Raw genomic sequence first — 16,416 nt, 5'->3', positions numbered from 1 at the left:
TTAAGCTGCGTCTTCTTTGCTTTCTGCAACCGCTTTGACTGCAAGAGCAACGTTGCGCACTGGCGCTTGAAGTACAGAAAGGAGCATAGAAAGAAGTCCTTCGCGGTTTGGAAGAGTTGCAAGAGCAAGAATCTCTTCTTTAGATGCGACAGCGCCTTCGATTGCACCACCTTTGATTTCAAGTGCTTCAGCGTTTTTAGAAAAGTCGTTCAAGATTTTCGCTGGTGCGATAACATCTTCATTAGAAAATGCAATTGCAGATGGTCCAACAAATACAGATGCAAGCTCTTCAAGACCAGCTTTTTCAGCTGCACGACGTAAGATTGAGTTTTTAATGACTTTATACTCAACTTCGCTTCCACGAAGCTCACGACGAAGAACTGTATCTTGCTCAACTGTCAAACCACGAGCGTCTACAACGACGATAGCTGCAGCAGCTTTCATTTTTTCAGCTACTACGTCAACTAGTTCCGCTTTTTTAGCAATAATTGCTTCACTCATTAGTGTGTTCACCTCCGTAATTATTTTGCTTGGGGAATTTTTCCAAAAGAAAAACGCGCCCAAACCTAGACACGAAAGTACAATACGCTTCTTTTTACATGATACGTTTTGTCCTCGGTAGGATATTTATGAGTCAAGCTCCCCTACTGTCTTAGGCAGTTTTTTCAAACCGTATATAAGTATACCATAGTCAAAAAAAGAATGCAAGATTTTTGCAAACTTTTTTTTTAAAATATTTCTCTTTAGACCTCTACTGTTAGGACTTCCCCATCTCTAACTACCTGTTCTCCAGCGATATAAACATCTGATACATCACTTGACTTCACTGCATAAACCAAGTGAGAGAGCATATTTTCCTGCGGTTGGAGATGAACTTTTCCTTGAGGTTGAATGACAAGAAAGTCCGCTTGCTTGCCAACTTCCAGACTTCCTATTTCCTTTTCCATTCTAAGAACCCTAGCACCTTCTATTGTCAGAGTCTTTAGTGATGTTTCGATAGAAAATTGGCTAGCATCACCACTTTTCATTTTTTGTAGCAATGCAGCAGTACGACCTTCTTCAAACATATCTAAGTTATTATTTGAGGCAACCGAGTCTGTCGCTATGCCTATTGGTACTCCAGCATTCTGCAACTGAATAATCGGTGCAATACCCGATGCTAGCTTAAGATTGCTGATTGGATTGTGGGCAATAGCCACCTGAGAAGTCGCCAATCGTTCTATTTCCCCCTTACTTAACTCAACTCCATGTGCAAAGACAGAAGGGTGGTCTAAGTAGCCAAGATCATCAAGAAAGGCGACTGGGCGTTTCCCATAGCGTTTGAGAATGATAGCTGACTCCTCCTTGGTCTCTGCTACATGAATATGAATTGGAATATTTAACTCTTTTGCCATATCTAAGCTAGCTTCAAGTAAAACTTTACTACAACTATAAGGAGAATGTGGAGCTACCATCACCTTAAAATTAGTATCATTGTATCCGAGGATTTCTTCTATGACAGCCCGTGTTCTTTCTATCGTTTCTTCACTTGTTTCTATCTCCGATGAAAATAAGGTCGGAGAGAAATAGCAACGCATTCTGGATGCCTTCACTGTCTGATAAATCTGCTTGATATCCACACCATTGGGATTGTACATATCATTAAAGGTTGTTGTTCCTGACTGGAGCATCTCTTTTAAAGCTTCTTTTACTGCCTTGGTAGTCGTTTCAGGAGTAAACTGGGCTTCTGCTGGCCAGATATAGTCATTGAGCCATTCATGGAGATTGCTATCATCACGAATTCCTCTCAAACCTGTCATAGCTGAATGAGTATGGCAATTGACCAAACCAGGCATAATCCATGCACCTTGATAGTCTATAATCTGCTCAGCTTGATTTAAAACCTCTTGCTTCTCTTGACCGACATAGACGATTTGAGAATCCTTAGTGGCTAAGATTCCATCTAGATAAACATGGAAATCTTGATCACAAGTCACGATATTTACATGCTGATAGACTTTCATGGTAACACTCCTTATTTATAGATAATATTGCATCATAATTTTTCTAGTTATTGTAACAAAAAAGTCACCCTAAGGCAACTTTTCTTATATTGCTATTTAGTGGATTATTCTTAGGAAAAGGCCGACGCCTGTTGCATTTGATAATATTTCCCTTTTTTGGCCATGAGATCATGATGATTACCTTGCTCAACTATGTCACCATCCACCAAGACAAGAATCATGTCTGCATCCTGAATGGTAGATAAACGGTGGGCAATAATAAAACTGGTTCGTCCCTTCATCAGTTTAGAAAATGCATCTTGAACCAGCATTTCTGTACGCGTATCAATGGAAGATGTTGCTTCATCCAAGATTAAAATCTTGGGAATCGTTAGGAATACTCTCGCAATAGTTAAGAGCTGAGCCTGACCGACAGAAAGGGATTCTCCTGCATTTTCTAGATTTGTATCATAGCCTTGCGGCAATTGTTGGATGAAAAAGTCGGCATTGGCTGCTTTGGCAGCCGCAATCACCTGTTCTCGACTGGCTTCAGGATTTCCAAAAGCAATATTGTCATAAATGGTCCCTTGCTTGAGCCAGGTTTCTTGAAGGACCATGCCAAACTTTTGTCTAAGTGAGGCTAATCTATAATCATAAATGGAGCGTCCATCTAGTAAGATATCTCCACTCTTAATAGAGTAGAAACGCATGAGGAGATTGATGATGGTGGATTTACCAGCACCTGTTGGCCCAACGATAGCGACCTTGCTTCCAGCTGGAATATCAATAGACAAATCCTTGATTAACGTTTTTTCAGGATGGTAACCAAAAGAAACATTCTTGAAAGAAATGGCTCCCGTGACTTCATCACTAGTTAATTCTTCCTTTCCAGTTTCAGCTATCTCAGAACTCTCCAAGACTGAATAAATACGCTCCGCACAAGCTAAGGCACTCTGTAACTCTGCTAAAACAGAAGAAATGTCGTTAAAGGGCTTAGTGTACTGTTGGACATAATTTAAAAAAGTTACCAGACGCCCAATTGTCAAAGTTGATCCTATCATGATCCGATAAGCTCCTACACCAGCCAATAAGGCATAGATAAGAGAATTGACAAAGCGAGTCGAAGGATTGACCGTTGAAGAATAAAAGATGGCTGACTGGGAATATCCTGCGTAGTTCCTATTTGCTTCATGTAACCTTTGAATAAATGCTTCCTGAGCATTGAAAGATTGAACAATGTTTTGCTGACTAAGAGATTCTTCAATCAACTGAGTCTGAATCCCCCTCGTCTCTGTTTGCTTCTGGAAGAGATGATAGGAACGTTTGGCAATAAAGCGTGAGATTACCATAGACAGTGGCGTCAACAGCAATACTAAGATCGTCATGAGGAGATGAATTTGGAGCATGGCTAGAATACTAACCAAAATCATCAAGACGCCAATGAAAAATTGGTTAAAAATCATGGTCAAACCAGCTGCCAACTGTTCGATGTCCGTGGTCACACGACTAACCATCTCCCCACTGCCTTGCCGATCCACAAAGGCAATCGGTAAACGATGGAGTTTATGGATGATTCTCTCTCGCAAGTCTTTGGTATAAGAAAAGATTAGACGATTATAGAGGAGAGGGTTGATCCACTGCACAAGGGTATTTCCTATGACCACTAAAATCATTTGGAGAAAAATCTGCCAAAAAACTGGTGAAGAGCCAACCACTAGGACTTGGTCAATGACCTGGCCAATCAAGATAGGTAGGTAGATCGATAAACCAACCTGGGCAATGGTTCCTAGAAAAGCTAGAAAAAGGAGGAAGGGATGACTTGCTATATCTTTAGCCAAACGTGTGAGTGTTTGATTTGCAGTTTGTCGTCTCATGCTAGTCCTCCTTTCCATGTTGGGATGCATTGATTTCACGATAGACTTGGCTGGATTTCATCAAGTCCTCGTGCTTGCCGATAGCTAGTAACTCCCCTTTTTCCAAGAGGAGAATCTGGTCAGCCATCTGTAAAGTCGATGTTCTTTGAGAAATCAGGATTAAGCTCGTATTTGGCAGATTTTCTCGGATAGCTTTCAAGAGCTTACACTCAGTAATAGTGTCCAGTGCCGAGGTCGCATCATCTAGGATGAGAAACGGAGCCTGGCGCAAGACTGCGCGAGCAATAGACAGCCTTTGTTTTTGTCCGCCTGAGAAATTTCGTCCTCCTGCCTCAACTAGAGCATCCAAGAGCCCTTCCTTTTCACTGACAAAATCCTTAGCTTGCGCAATTTCCAAGGCCTGCCAGAGTTCTTGGGCAGTTACTTCTTGATCTAAACCTAGAGTCAAGTTGGAACGAATGGTTCCCTTAAAGAGTTCGACTTTTTGGGGCACATAGGCAATCCAAAACCGCCATTGCTCAAGATTACGAGGACTACGTCCATCTCGATAAAGGTCAATGCTCCCCTTGTCTAGTGGATAAAGTCCAAGTAAGACTTGCACCAAGCTTGATTTACCTGAACCAGTTCCTCCAATGATACCAAGGATTTGGCCTTGAGTCATATCAAAGGAAATATCTTTCAGAGAAGGCTGGGCCGCATCAGGATAGGTAAAGGTCAATTCTTGGACTTGTAAAACCTGATTATTGCTAGCTTGCTTTTGTTCTATCTCTGAATGAATGCTTTCTGGAGATTCGGCAAAGACTTCCTCGATTCGCTTAGCTGAGATATAGGACTGATTGAGGGAATTTATCAACATAGCTAGCTTGACCAATTCCACCAAAATCTGTAGGAGATAATTGATAAGGGCAATGAGAGCACCTTGACTGAGCATACCTCCTTGTATGGAGATATAGCCTTTCCAAATAATGACTAAAAGGGTTCCATTGACAATCAAAAAGGTCAAAGGTGTCAGTAAACTAGACCAGAAACCCGTTTTTTCTTGAAGTCTAGTGTAAGCTTGATTAAGCTTCTCAACCCCCTCCATTTCTCCTTTTTCCTGGCCAAAGGCACGAATAACCCGCATACCTTGCAGTTGCTCACGAGTTTTTTGAACCAACTGGTCTGTGTTCTTTCTGAGAGAACTATAAAGAGGATTGACCAATCGAGACAGTCCTACAATGACAATGGTCAAAATGACAATCATGACCAAGAACCAGACAGTCAGCTCATCTGAAATTCGATAGGCCATAAAGATAGCCCCAAAAACAATAATGGGTGCTCGTAAAAAGAGACGCAAGAATTGATTGATACCAGTCTGAATCTGGTAGGTATCCGAAGTCAGACGAGTGACCAAACTAGAAGTTGTCAGACGGTCTCTACTAACCTTAGGTAAAGAAAGAATATGACGATAAAGGTCGTTTGTCAATTCCTTGGCAAATCCAACTGCAGCTTTAGCTGAGTAAAACTGGGCCATCAAGGCCACTAAAACACCAATTGTTGCAAAGACAAGGAGCTGGCCAATCTGCATCCAGAGATGACCTTGATCTCTTTGGGGCAAGGATTGGTCAACAATCCCTGCAATCACCATGGGAACCAAGAGCTCAAACAAAGCTTCTAACAGCTTGAACAAGGGTGCTAAAATTGATTCCTTAATGTAGGGTTTGAAATAAGATAATAAGTGTTTCATAAATCCCTTCTATTCGTATTCTAGAAATGAAGAAAGTGGGAAACACCCACCATCTCCTATTTATTTGTTCAAATAAGGTAAAAGGTTTCCGTAACCTTCCTTATCCATCTCGTCTTTAGCTACAAAGCGTAAGGAAGCAGAATTAATACAATAACGGAGGCCACCTAACTCGCGAGGTCCGTCAGTAAATACATGCCCTAAATGAGCATTGCCTACACGAGAACGAACCTCAATTCGCTCCATACCGTGGCTCAAATCTTGATAATAGTGAATCAATTCCTTAGAGATTGGTCTACTAAAACTTGGCCAACCACAACCCGATGCAAACTTATCTTTAGCAAAAAACATAGGCTCACCAGTTGTGATATCTACATAGATACCCTCTTCAAAGGTTTGATCATAAGCATTTGTAAAGGGAGCTTCTGTAGCAGACTCTTGAGTAACACGATAAGATTCTTCTGATAAATTTTCTCGTAAAAAGGCCTGACTAGGCTTCTCATAATGAGATGCATCAATCAAAGGCTTATCAGCATCTGTCACATCAATATGACAATAACCGGATGGATTTTTCTTGAGATAGTCTTGATGATAATCTTCAGCTGGGATATAATGACGCAGCTTTTCCACTTCCACTGCTATTTTGCGTCCCATAAGGAGATCTTGCTCTCGAACTACTGTATTGATAGTCGGTATATCTGATTCATCTTGGTAATAAATCCCTGTTCGATATTGACGACCACGGTCATTCCCTTGTTGATTAACTGATAGGGGATCAATCACACGGAAATAATAGAGCAAAATCTCTCGAAGAGACACCATAGTTTCATCATAAATCACTTGAACTGTCTCTGCATGATCGGTTTCTTTTAACAATCGATAATTGGTTGTCTCGACTTTCCCGTTAGCATAACCGACACTAGTTTCAAGGACACCAGAAATACGTGAAAAGTATTCTTCTAATCCCCAAAAACAACCACCTGCTAAATAGATTTCAGCCATCTTACCTTCTCCTTCATTTGATTTTTTCTGTCTACTAAACTATTTTTCAAAAAAAGGACAGGAAGCCTCCTAATCGAGTGTTTCCCCATCCTAGTCTCTATTATTTATTTTATTTCCACTCGCACGCCCTGTGTATCCACCTTCAAGTCATGAAGATTGCCTTTAAAAGCTTGCTTTTCAAGCTCAACCTTAATGATGGGCATCTTGTCATGAGAAGCCAGAACCATAACAGTTGGACCAGCTCCAGATAGATAGGTTGCGTAAGCTCCATTCTCTTTGGCTACTTGCTTAATCGTTGCAAATTCTCTGACCAGGTCTTGGCGGTACCGTTCATGGAAGAGGTCCCCTTCAATAGCTTTCCCTGCTGTCACCATATCTCCTGACAACAAGGCCGCTACAGCAACATTGGCAATCGAACTTGCTGTAACAGCTTCCTTGTAGGACAATTTCTTAGGTAGGACACCTCGACTATCTCGCGTTCGTAATTCATAGTTGGGAATGTAGGCAAGAAAATCACATTCGGGGAAGTCTGCTATAATAGCAGAAACCTGCCCCTCAACTGAACTTGCAACAACAAGATTTCCATAGATGGCAGGCGCCACATTGTCAGGATGTCCCTCAATCTTAGTTGCCAACTGCAGTTTTTCATGATCAGTTAAATCAAGATTTGCAAGTTGGTTAGCTAATTCAATCCCAGCTACAATGACAGAACTTGACGAACCCAAGCCACGTGCCAAAGGAATATCACTGGTCATTTTCAAGCGTCTTGGCTGCAATTCTGGGGCAATTTGAAGAGCAATCTTAAGCAAGAGATTACGCTCATCATGTGGAATCCATTTACCAATTTGGTGTTCAATCAACCATTCATCTCGTTCTTCACAGACTTCAATTTGAAGATACTTGGTTACAGCTACACCAACAGAATCAAAGCCTGGCCCGATATTTGCACTGGTTGCAGGTACAATAATCTTCATCCTAAACTCCTAACACTTTGAAGGTATTTAAGAGGTCAAATTCTGTAACCTTCTTCAATTCATTTGAAACATTTTCAAGCTGTTTCTTATTGATCTTATGTGTGATAATCACGACACGAGCCTTGTCGCCTTCGTTACCATCTTGAAGAATTTGTTTGAAGGAAATATCTTCTGTATTAAAGATTTCCGCAAGCTTCAATACTTGACCTTTTGAATCAGGTGCCAAGATAGAGAAGTAATAGTTAGCTTTCACATCTTCTGGATTTGCAAGAACCAAGTCACGGCTATACTCATTGAAGTCTTTACCAATGGTACCATCATTTAAACGACGAACAATACGAACAATATCAGCCACAACACTGGTTGCAGTTGGTTTTTGACCCGCACCTGGTCCATAGTACATAGACTCACCAATACCAATAGACTCTACAAAGACAGCGTTCATAACTCCATTGACACTTGCAAGTGGATGAGCTTTAGGTAGGAAGGTTGGTGTTACTTCTGCAGCAATACCTGAAGCAGTTTCTTCAATTGAACCAACCAACTTAACGACATAGCCAAGTTCTTGAGCAACAGCAACATCTTCTGGTGTGATGTTGCGGATTCCCTTGTGGGCTACATCATCAAAAGCAACTTTCATTCCAAAGGCAAATTGGCTCAAAATAACCATCTTATAAGCTGCATCAATTCCATCTACGTCATTTGTAGGATCACTTTCAGCAAAGCCTAGGCGTTGTGCTTCAGCCAAAGCATCCTCGTAAGACCAGCCTTCTTCAACCATCTTAGTCATCATGAAGTTAGATGTCCCATTAACCACTCCAAGCACGCGCGTGATTTTATCTGAGGCAAATGAGTTTGCTAAGGTACGAAGAATTGGAATCCCACCTGCTACTGCAGCTTCGTAGTAAAGAGCAACATTATGTGATTTGGCGATTTCTAACAATTCTGAACCATGAACAGCCAAAAGATCCTTGTTAGCAGTAACCACATGTTTACCAGCTTCTAGAGCACGTGTAATAAAAGTCTTAGCTGGTTCGATACGACCCATCAATTCTACTACAATTGTGATTTCTTGATCTGATAAAATATCCTCTACATTGGTCACAAAATGATAATCATGCCCTGCTGCAAGCAAGCGATTTTTTTCATCTTCATCCTTAACCAATACTTTAGCAACTTCAATCTCTGAATGTGCTGATTGAACAATTTTTTCTCCATTTTCCTTTAGGAGGAAAGGTACACCACTTGCCACGGTACCAAATCCTAGTAAAGCGATTTTAACTGTCATCTTTGTCTCCTCGAAATTTTCTAATATAGCCATTATAACAGAATTTTACGAAAATTCCTATTCAATAAAACTACTATTTATAGATAAAAAAGCGAGTCAAATGACTCGTCTTTCTTATGAACCAATTTTTTGCAAATCAAGTACTGCATGATGTTGAATCAAGACTTGACCATATTCTTGTAAAACTGAACGACTAATATCACTATCATCTGCAAATTCGCGCATACGAGCTAAAAGCCAGGCTGGATATGGACTTGGATGGTTTTCAATGTCCACTAAAATTGTTAGGAAATAATGGTCGTTCATCTTGTAGAGTTCCGATGTTTCCATGTCAAAAGTCACTGTTTTAGCAAAAGCTACCAAATCTGCTAATTTTGTAAAACGTAAAATATAGTAGATATAAGGTTCTTTCTTGCTATCAGACTCTTGGTCAGTCTGCTCTTCTTCCTCTTCCTTGGCTTCGACTTGTTCTAACGATTTAATCGCTTCAATATCGTCTTTTGTTTTATCTGCAATACTCTTTTCAAGAGTTTTTAGAAATTCATCTGGCGACATTTGGGCCAATTCTTCCATATCAGGTAGATCAGCCAAATCATCAAAATCTAGATTTTGGTCGATCTTTGACTTGGTCACAAAGACATCCACCTTATCAGGTTTTGGAGTGACACGGAAACTCAACATTCCTGTATCTAAGAAACTCTCAGGCATCTCTAATTCATCCAAGATAGCATAAAAGAATTCTTCTGTTTTTTCCTGAGGGACGAGAAAGTCAGCAATCTCCATTCCTCTATCCATCAAATCTTCTAAAGACATCGTGATTTTTAACGTTGTATCACTGATTTGTTTCATTTTCATTGCTAGTAACCTCATACTTTCAGTTCTATCTATTATACTAGATTTTTACGATTTTATCAAAAGAAGAACGTGAGAATGTGATATAATACTAAGGACGATTTTATAAACTAGAAAGAAAGAGCAATGAAAAATATAAAAGTAAATGCATTGGCTAGTTTACTGGTCAATATTCTCAATATCGTTTTTCCTCTGATAACCAATCCTTACCTAACGCGTATCCTCAGTAAATCCAACTACGGCTACTTCAATACTGCTAATACCTGGGCAAGTTTTGTCATACCACTAGCTGCCTTTGGAATCTACAACTACGGGATTCGGGCTATTAGTAAGGTCAAGGATGATAAAGAGAAAATTAATTATGTCTTCTCCAAGTTATTCTATATCTCGGTTATTACATCTGTCCTTACAACAGGTATCTACTTCTTCTTTATTTACATGGATACCAGTATCGAAAATTTAAAGGAACTATACTATATACTTGGAGTACAAGCACTCTTCCAATTCCTCTATATTGAGTGGATGAATGAGGCTTATGAAAACTATGCTTTTATCTTATACAAGACCTTGATTATTCGGATTGCCATGTTGATTGCAATCTTTACCTTTGTAAAAACTGCTGATGACATCGTACCGTACGCTATAGTTATAAGTGCAACCACTATTCTTAATTATCTACTAAGTTTCCTCTGGATTAAAAAAGAAGTTTCCTTTGTTAAGATTGGCCTCAAAGAGTTAATTCAATCTTCTAAACCACTCTTAACCATGCTTCTTTTAGCAAATGCAAATATGCTCTATACCTTACTGGATAGAATGTTTATCACCAAAGGGCCTGATGAAAACTACATCTCTTATTATACGATTGCTTCTAGCATTGTCATGCTAATTGCAAGTGTCTTGAGTGGGGCTATCAACGTCAGCATCCCACGTCTTGGCTACTATCTAGGTAAAAAGGACTATACATCTTATAACAATCTCCTAAACCAAGGAGCTGCTCTCTTTTTCTTCCTCATCATTCCAACCAGTATTGGAATCATGGTCTTGGGAAACTACGCTGCTGTTATCTACTCGTCTGAAAAATACCTTGAAGCAGGTATTGTGACTAGTGTCTTCGCCTTTCGTACAATTATCTGGGCTATTGAGTTAATTCTTGGTAAGCAAATCATCTTCATCAACGACCACGAAAATCGTTTAACAGCCTTTTACTTTATAGGTGGCGGCGCCAATATCCTACTCAACAGTCTCTTGTATTTCAATAATATTTTCGCCCCAGAGTACTATATTGCTACAACTATCCTTGCTGAAGCTATCGTAGTATTCCTAGAGATTCGCTTTATCAAGAAACATAACCTGATTGACTTAAAAGAAATCTTTACTACTTTAACACGCTACACTATTGTATCCCTTGGTTTTATACCAATTTACTTAGTCTTTAAATTCCTTTTCCAAATCAATTCTTATACAGTTAACCTCAATATGATACTCATGGTTCTCACAACTGTTGCGACTTGTAGTATATACTACATCTTGGCACTCTTTATAACTAAAGATAAAACACTTCACTATGCCTTAAATATGGCATTAAGTAGAGTTAGAAGAAATTAATCCTGATAAAAAATATTACTTTAAAGAAAATGGCCAAGCTTCTAAAACTGAGTGGATAAACCGTTATCATTTTGAATCAGATGGTTCACTTTGTAAAAACAAATGGGGGTATCTTCCACACTAATCATCTCGGAAGAGTTAGTATGAAAGACTATAGAAACTATCTAGTCATTCTACTTTTCATCTTTATTTCATTTCTTCTCTAATATTGAAGATCAAAAAAATATTCTAAAGAATAAAATTTAATCAAAAAACAGACGAACTGTACCAACTCTAGTTCGTCTGTTTTTACTATTTTCAAAATGATTATCTCAAAATAACTTTAGCAAAGTTAGCATTTCTTTGCTTATAAATTGGATTTTCTTTCCAGTTGTAATGGGCATTAGGGATTTCAAAATCCTCCCCATACAAGTGACTGATGTATTCTCTTGTATTTTCTGGAACTTTTACTTGAATCTCTTTAAAACTGCATTCCGTTAATGCTGTAAAGGGCAATTCATAGTGGTAGACTTCATATCTTGTAGGATTTCCTAAAGCATTTGTCATGTAGAAAATTGTGTCTGAGGAAATCGTATCCTCCTTTTTATCATAGACAATAAAATCTACATTGAGTCCCTTATAACTATAGGATAATTCTACAAGCTTATCATTGTAATAGAACTCTTTGGTTCTAACAAATCCTTGCTCAAAAAGAACTTTCTCATCCTTTAAAAAGGCTTCATAGTCTGGGATAATAATCCCAAAATCCATATCCAAATCATGAGGAATTAAGTCATTTTCTCTGTAGAAACCTAGTAGAGTTCCAAAGTCTAGCCAAATATCATAAGACTTCAAATCTGACTGATAGATAGCTTTTAGAATATCCTCGAAGTTTTCTTTCAGTAGATTACTTCGCTTTGAATCTAGATCAATATTGGCCTTCTTATTTAAACTTTTAATAATAGGTAGATTTTTAACCAGATCTTTCTTATCACCTAAGAGACTGGCCAAACTTCTTTTTAACCACTGTAACACGACTTATCCCTCCTTTATATAAGCTTGAAAGTCATCGTGTTTTACACGTTTTTCTAAAGGAGGAATTTCCATAAAGTCATCTCCGTAAATGGTGGACAGAATTTGCTGATAGGCCTCAGGAATTTTGTAAACTCTATCTTCAAAAGGACTATCAATCGTTGTATCCAAGAAAGACTTGTCAAACTTCGTAGAAACTCTCTTGTTCTCCATGAGGTAGTCAATGAAGTCTCCATCTTTTTCTTGCATAGATAGGATGTTCATCTTTTTGTTCCATGATTTTACTCGAGTCAAACGAAAAGCAAGAATAAGTACATATCTAACAATATTTTTTAATTTTAAATTTTTATTATGGATGCCATAAAGAGTATAGACTGATAAACGACGATAATTATCCAGTTTTACCATATTTTGATTCACATCAGCATAATAATCAAACGGGAAAACATCCACACAAATGCCTAAATCAATATCATTATCTATATAATTGTTATCGTAGACTGTTCGAGCATCATAAACTCGATAAAATGGGTAAGGATAACGAGCGTCATTTTCCCAAGAGGCAACTTTGTAAATAGGGTCATTATCTCGCAAAATAGCTTGATACAATTTGTCGTATTCATCACGTTTCAAAGAGATATCAATATCGTCATCCCAAGGAATATAGCCCTTGTGTCTCACTGCTCCCAGCAAGGTTCCATAAGCCAGTGAATAGTTAATATTCTCTTTTTGACAGAGATTGTGGATGTAATCCATGACACCTAGTTCAACTTTTTTGATCTCTGCTTCGTCTAGTTTTCTATAGCCCTCTCTTTTTTTAGAGAGCACTGAAAAATAGTATCCCGAAATGATAAACAAGATACAACCCAGTAGAGAAATTCCATAGAAGGTTGAACTCAAGAACAAGTTAGAAATTAGAATAACTACTGTCATTAAGATAATAGAGATCAATTCATGATTATGCTGACCATCTGTAATATGTCTCTTAAGCTTCTTAAGAATCGAAAGAATAAAGGAAACTATAAAAATTGCCATAGGTATAAAACCTGATATACCATCATAAAAAAGTAATTCTAAATATCCATTATGAGTAAGATAATGTTCTTTAATAATGTAAGCTGATGCATCATATTCTTTTCCTAATTCATACCAATTTCCTGCTGAATAACCAAAGAAAGGTCTCTTAGGAACAAAGGAAGCTGTAGATTGCCAAATTTTAAAACGATTATTGGAAATGTTTTCCTCACTCGTATCTGTCCGCTCAAGAGACAAAGCTTTATCTCCATTCTTTGAATTAGCAAGATTCTTTTTAATTTCGTCTGAATGAACTCTTAAGTATAAATCGCTACTATATTTTACACCATTATAAGCAACAAATACCAAAGATACTGATACTAAAACCGTGAGAATAGACTTACCTTTTTGGCTCCAGTTCGCTTTCATCAAAGCATATAAGAGTGCTACTACTACCAAACAGATATAAGTTGTTCTTGATCCAGATAGCACAATATAAGCAAAGTTAAAAACGATTGATAAAATAGCTAGGGTTTTAATAATCTTATTGTAGAGAGACAATCGCATCCACAAGTAAATAATAACCATCAAAGAAATAATAGAGAGATAGTTAGGGCTCGCCAAAATACCAAACAACCGAGATTCTACAAAGCCTTGTCGAATTAACAAACCCTTGTAATCATATACGCGGTAACCTTGCAACATAATGAATTGCCAAATGGATATGATTACACCAACAGTGTTTGAAACAGTTACAATTGAGAAAAATAAATCAAAAAGTGTGCGAGCTTTTTTCTCTGTAAATGAATGAAAGACTGGATAAATTGCAAAGAAATAGATGAAAAAGACAACTAGATTCTTTATATTTGTTGAAAAACCATACTTCACAACCAAGACAGCTGTCAGGATATTCATTATCAAAAAGAGAATCAAATACTCAATTTTTCTAACCTTTAGATAGACTTTTTTGAAAAAGAGATTATATCCCCCTAATAAAACACCTATAAGGGTCATGCCAAGAGTGACAAATTTATTGGCTGATATTTGTTGAAGTGGAACAATCAATCCTGCCATACAGTAAAAGGATATGACTGATAAAAACAGCATATTAATTTTAAAATAGTTTTTTTCAATAAATGAAATCATTGTTTCTCCTAACGATTAGTTTGTGCAAGCAAGATTTTCTTATACAATTTTCTATTTAGACACAAAGCTAAAAAGCTTATTTTTCTTGCTCTTGTAAAACGGCTATCCATAAGAATAGTTTTTTTATTTTTCTTTAGATAAGAAACCAATCGGTCTTCTAAAACCTTATCTTTAAAATCAGGATCCACCAATAGCCTATCCAATACATAGAAGTAAGCCCAATTTAAACGCATTATTGCCACATCATACAAATCAGGATAATTCTCACTTATAATTTCAGCATTCTGCTCGTAAGCCTCAATAACATTTAAAAATTTCAAGGAGAATTTCTGAGTTGTGATACTATTTTCACGGTGAACATAATAGTATTTCTTCTCATTTGTTGCGACAACCTTGCTACAATGATGAATTAAGTCCACCATGATAAAGGCATCTTCTGCGATTTTACCAACTTGAAATCGCAACTGTTCAAACAGGTCCTTTTTATAGAGTTTGTTCACAGCTGTAACAGAGAGGACTTTAGCCTCCATCACCATCTTAATAGCTTCTTTTGGCGTCAATTCCCAAGTCTTAATAGCTGCTACTTGCTTTTCAGGAATTTGGTGGTAAACATCATAATGTCCACACATAGACAGGTCGGCTTTAGAAGAAACCATTTGACGGTAAAGCGTTTCATACATATCTTCGTCAATATAGTCATCACTATCAACAAAAGCGATTAAGTCCGAACTCGCTTCATCAATCCCTCTATTTCGAGCATCGGACAAACCACCATTTTCTTTATGAATAACTCGAATTCGATGATCTCTTAGTGCCAGTCGGTCACATAGTTCTCCACTTTTATCAGTAGATCCATCATTGACAAGAAGAATTTCCAAGTTCCTGTATGTCTGTTTTAAAATAGACTCTACACATCGCTCCAAATAGGTTTCTACATTGTAGACCGGAACGATAACGCTTATTTTTTCTCCCATCATGCCCCATACTCTCCCTTATACTTTGTATAACTCTTATCCATATCTGCAATAACTGCATCGTGATGTGGTACTTGCTTATCTGCAGGTGGTGGAGTCATATAATCACCAAAAGCAGTACTGAGGTAAGCATCATATCCGACTGGAATAGGCATTTGTGTCTCTTCAAATGGTAAAAAGAGGTTTTCTTCAAATGCTGAGATTGGATATTTATTTCTCATATAACCCGGTCCTGAGCATAACTCAGTAATGCCATCACTCTCAGCTAAGTTATACTTGGTCATTTCTTTTTCAGCCTTTTTCCAAATGCGATAACGAAGAGGTTTTGGAGTCAAACCAAGTAAAATACTACTGCCCCATTTCATCACGAAACCATGTTTTTCTGGAACCGTTTGGGCACAAAAAAGCGAATAAATCAAGGCCCAACGAACTTGCTTTTTACGTTCAGCTGGATTTTTAGGATAATAGTCTAAGGGCAGGACATCTAAGGCTAAACCATGTGGCAAATCTAAATCCTGCTGGTAGGGTTTGATACAAGTAGTTTCTTTATCTCTAATCGTAATAAATAGATTCCGGTCTACAAAATCTTTGTTACTTTTAGATAAAAAATAGCGATTATCTGCATAACGAGGCCACAATTCTGCTAGCTTTTCATAATCACTACGGGGCATAAAAAAATCTAAATCATCATCCCAAGGAATAAAACCCTTATTGCGAAGAGCACCGATAGCTCCTCCTCCACAAAGATAACAAAGTAACTGATGTTCTCTACAAAATGAAACAAAATATTCAGCCATTTCAAGACTACGCGTCTGAATCGCTTTCAAATCACTCATGTTTCTCCTTCTCTCTCAAATAACAAGTTATATCGTTTTATTATATCATAAAAATGCTTTAAAAATCTATTGTAGATAAAGAAAATCAAAGCTTAATCCACTATTATTACTAGCTGATTACTCTTTGATTTTCAC

14 protein-coding genes and 1 other annotated feature are annotated in these 16,416 nt (G+C 37.8%); of the genes, 2 read left to right on the top strand and 12 right to left on the bottom strand.

Annotated elements, in window-relative coordinates; translation table 11 throughout:
* The 8 genes from rplJ to mecA all read right to left on the bottom strand — a co-directional run bounded on the left by rplJ (position 1) and on the right by mecA (position 9,698).
* Positions 1-501, bottom strand: a complete 501-nt coding sequence (gene rplJ, locus HMPREF1117_RS04895; protein WP_001287265.1) for a 50S ribosomal protein L10 — start codon at positions 499-501, stop codon at positions 1-3.
* Positions 502-539: 38 nt separating this feature from the next.
* Positions 540-675: a sequence feature (ribosomal protein L10 leader region), on the bottom strand.
* Positions 676-743: 68 nt separating this feature from the next.
* A complete protein-coding gene (locus HMPREF1117_RS04890; protein WP_000870423.1) occupies positions 744-2,003 on the bottom strand; it encodes a TRZ/ATZ family protein in 1,260 nt (419 codons plus the stop codon).
* A 110-nt stretch (positions 2,004-2,113) separates the two neighbouring features.
* Positions 2,114-3,856 (bottom strand): ABC transporter ATP-binding protein, encoded by a 1,743-nt coding sequence (locus HMPREF1117_RS04885; RefSeq protein WP_001254292.1) that lies wholly within the window; start codon positions 3,854-3,856, stop codon positions 2,114-2,116.
* Between the two features lies 1 nt (position 3,857).
* Positions 3,858-5,582 carry an ABC transporter ATP-binding protein gene (locus HMPREF1117_RS04880; RefSeq protein ID WP_000681672.1) on the bottom strand — a complete coding sequence of 575 codons (1,725 nt, stop codon included), beginning with the start codon at positions 5,580-5,582 and terminating at the stop codon, positions 3,858-3,860.
* A 60-nt stretch (positions 5,583-5,642) separates the two neighbouring features.
* Entirely contained in the window at positions 5,643-6,581 is a 939-nt protein-coding gene (gene msrB / locus HMPREF1117_RS04875) for a peptide-methionine (R)-S-oxide reductase MsrB (protein WP_000818199.1), read from the bottom strand.
* Positions 6,582-6,685: 104 nt separating this feature from the next.
* On the bottom strand, positions 6,686-7,555 hold the full coding sequence (thrB, locus tag HMPREF1117_RS04870) for a homoserine kinase (protein WP_000692422.1): 870 nt from the start codon (positions 7,553-7,555) through the stop codon (positions 6,686-6,688).
* 1 nt (position 7,556) lies between these two features.
* The gene (locus tag HMPREF1117_RS04865) at positions 7,557-8,843 is read right to left on the bottom strand and encodes a homoserine dehydrogenase (RefSeq protein WP_000216357.1); all 1,287 of its coding nucleotides are present in this window, start codon (positions 8,841-8,843) and stop codon (positions 7,557-7,559) included.
* Between the two features lie 114 nt (positions 8,844-8,957).
* A complete protein-coding gene (gene mecA, locus HMPREF1117_RS04860) occupies positions 8,958-9,698 on the bottom strand; it encodes an adaptor protein MecA (protein ID WP_000782690.1) in 741 nt (246 codons plus the stop codon).
* A gap of 123 nt (positions 9,699-9,821) precedes the next feature.
* Between mecA and HMPREF1117_RS04855 the strand changes: the two genes are divergently transcribed.
* Positions 9,822-11,300, top strand: a complete 1,479-nt coding sequence (locus tag HMPREF1117_RS04855) for an oligosaccharide flippase family protein (RefSeq protein WP_000789694.1) — start codon at positions 9,822-9,824, stop codon at positions 11,298-11,300.
* Positions 11,296-11,424 carry a hypothetical protein gene (locus HMPREF1117_RS12100; RefSeq protein WP_155811818.1) on the top strand — a complete coding sequence of 43 codons (129 nt, stop codon included), beginning with the start codon at positions 11,296-11,298 and terminating at the stop codon, positions 11,422-11,424. Before HMPREF1117_RS04855 ends, HMPREF1117_RS12100 begins: the two co-directional genes overlap by 5 nt.
* Before the next feature lie 182 nt (positions 11,425-11,606).
* Here HMPREF1117_RS12100 and HMPREF1117_RS04850 read toward each other — a convergent pair whose 3' ends face one another.
* Genes HMPREF1117_RS04850 through HMPREF1117_RS04835 form a run of 4 tightly spaced genes read right to left on the bottom strand, consistent with a single transcriptional unit; the run spans position 11,607 to position 16,281 of the window.
* Positions 11,607-12,314 (bottom strand): LicD family protein, encoded by a 708-nt coding sequence (locus tag HMPREF1117_RS04850; protein ID WP_000942447.1) that lies wholly within the window; start codon positions 12,312-12,314, stop codon positions 11,607-11,609.
* 3 nt (positions 12,315-12,317) lie between these two features.
* On the bottom strand, positions 12,318-14,471 hold the full coding sequence (locus HMPREF1117_RS04845; protein ID WP_000622811.1) for a LicD family protein: 2,154 nt from the start codon (positions 14,469-14,471) through the stop codon (positions 12,318-12,320).
* A gap of 8 nt (positions 14,472-14,479) precedes the next feature.
* Positions 14,480-15,448 carry a glycosyltransferase family 2 protein gene (locus HMPREF1117_RS04840; RefSeq protein ID WP_000971802.1) on the bottom strand — a complete coding sequence of 323 codons (969 nt, stop codon included), beginning with the start codon at positions 15,446-15,448 and terminating at the stop codon, positions 14,480-14,482.
* Positions 15,445-16,281 carry a LicD family protein gene (locus HMPREF1117_RS04835; protein WP_001281454.1) on the bottom strand — a complete coding sequence of 279 codons (837 nt, stop codon included), beginning with the start codon at positions 16,279-16,281 and terminating at the stop codon, positions 15,445-15,447. Before HMPREF1117_RS04835 ends, HMPREF1117_RS04840 begins: the two co-directional genes overlap by 4 nt.
* Between the last annotated feature and the right edge of the window lie 135 nt (positions 16,282-16,416).

The sequence above is a fragment of the Streptococcus sp. SK643 genome (genome assembly GCF_000259505.1).
Classification (GTDB): domain Bacteria; phylum Bacillota; class Bacilli; order Lactobacillales; family Streptococcaceae; genus Streptococcus.
This window is presented reverse-complemented; position numbering and strand designations above follow the sequence as displayed.

Coding starts and splice junctions, on each gene's coding strand:
- thrB (WP_000692422.1), bottom strand. CDS start 7,555: ATGAAGATTATTGTACCTGCAACCAGTGCAAATATCGGGCCAGGCTTT.
- HMPREF1117_RS04840 (WP_000971802.1), bottom strand. CDS start 15,448: ATGATGGGAGAAAAAATAAGCGTTATCGTTCCGGTCTACAATGTAGAA.
- HMPREF1117_RS04890 (WP_000870423.1), bottom strand. CDS start 2,003: ATGAAAGTCTATCAGCATGTAAATATCGTGACTTGTGATCAAGATTTC.
- HMPREF1117_RS04835 (WP_001281454.1), bottom strand. CDS start 16,281: ATGAGTGATTTGAAAGCGATTCAGACGCGTAGTCTTGAAATGGCTGAA.
- HMPREF1117_RS04865 (WP_000216357.1), bottom strand. CDS start 8,843: ATGACAGTTAAAATCGCTTTACTAGGATTTGGTACCGTGGCAAGTGGT.
- msrB (WP_000818199.1), bottom strand. CDS start 6,581: ATGGCTGAAATCTATTTAGCAGGTGGTTGTTTTTGGGGATTAGAAGAA.
- HMPREF1117_RS04855 (WP_000789694.1), top strand. CDS start 9,822: ATGAAAAATATAAAAGTAAATGCATTGGCTAGTTTACTGGTCAATATT.
- HMPREF1117_RS04885 (WP_001254292.1), bottom strand. CDS start 3,856: ATGAGACGACAAACTGCAAATCAAACACTCACACGTTTGGCTAAAGAT.
- rplJ (WP_001287265.1), bottom strand. CDS start 501: ATGAGTGAAGCAATTATTGCTAAAAAAGCGGAACTAGTTGACGTAGTA.
- mecA (WP_000782690.1), bottom strand. CDS start 9,698: ATGAAAATGAAACAAATCAGTGATACAACGTTAAAAATCACGATGTCT.
- HMPREF1117_RS04880 (WP_000681672.1), bottom strand. CDS start 5,582: ATGAAACACTTATTATCTTATTTCAAACCCTACATTAAGGAATCAATT.
- HMPREF1117_RS04845 (WP_000622811.1), bottom strand. CDS start 14,471: ATGATTTCATTTATTGAAAAAAACTATTTTAAAATTAATATGCTGTTT.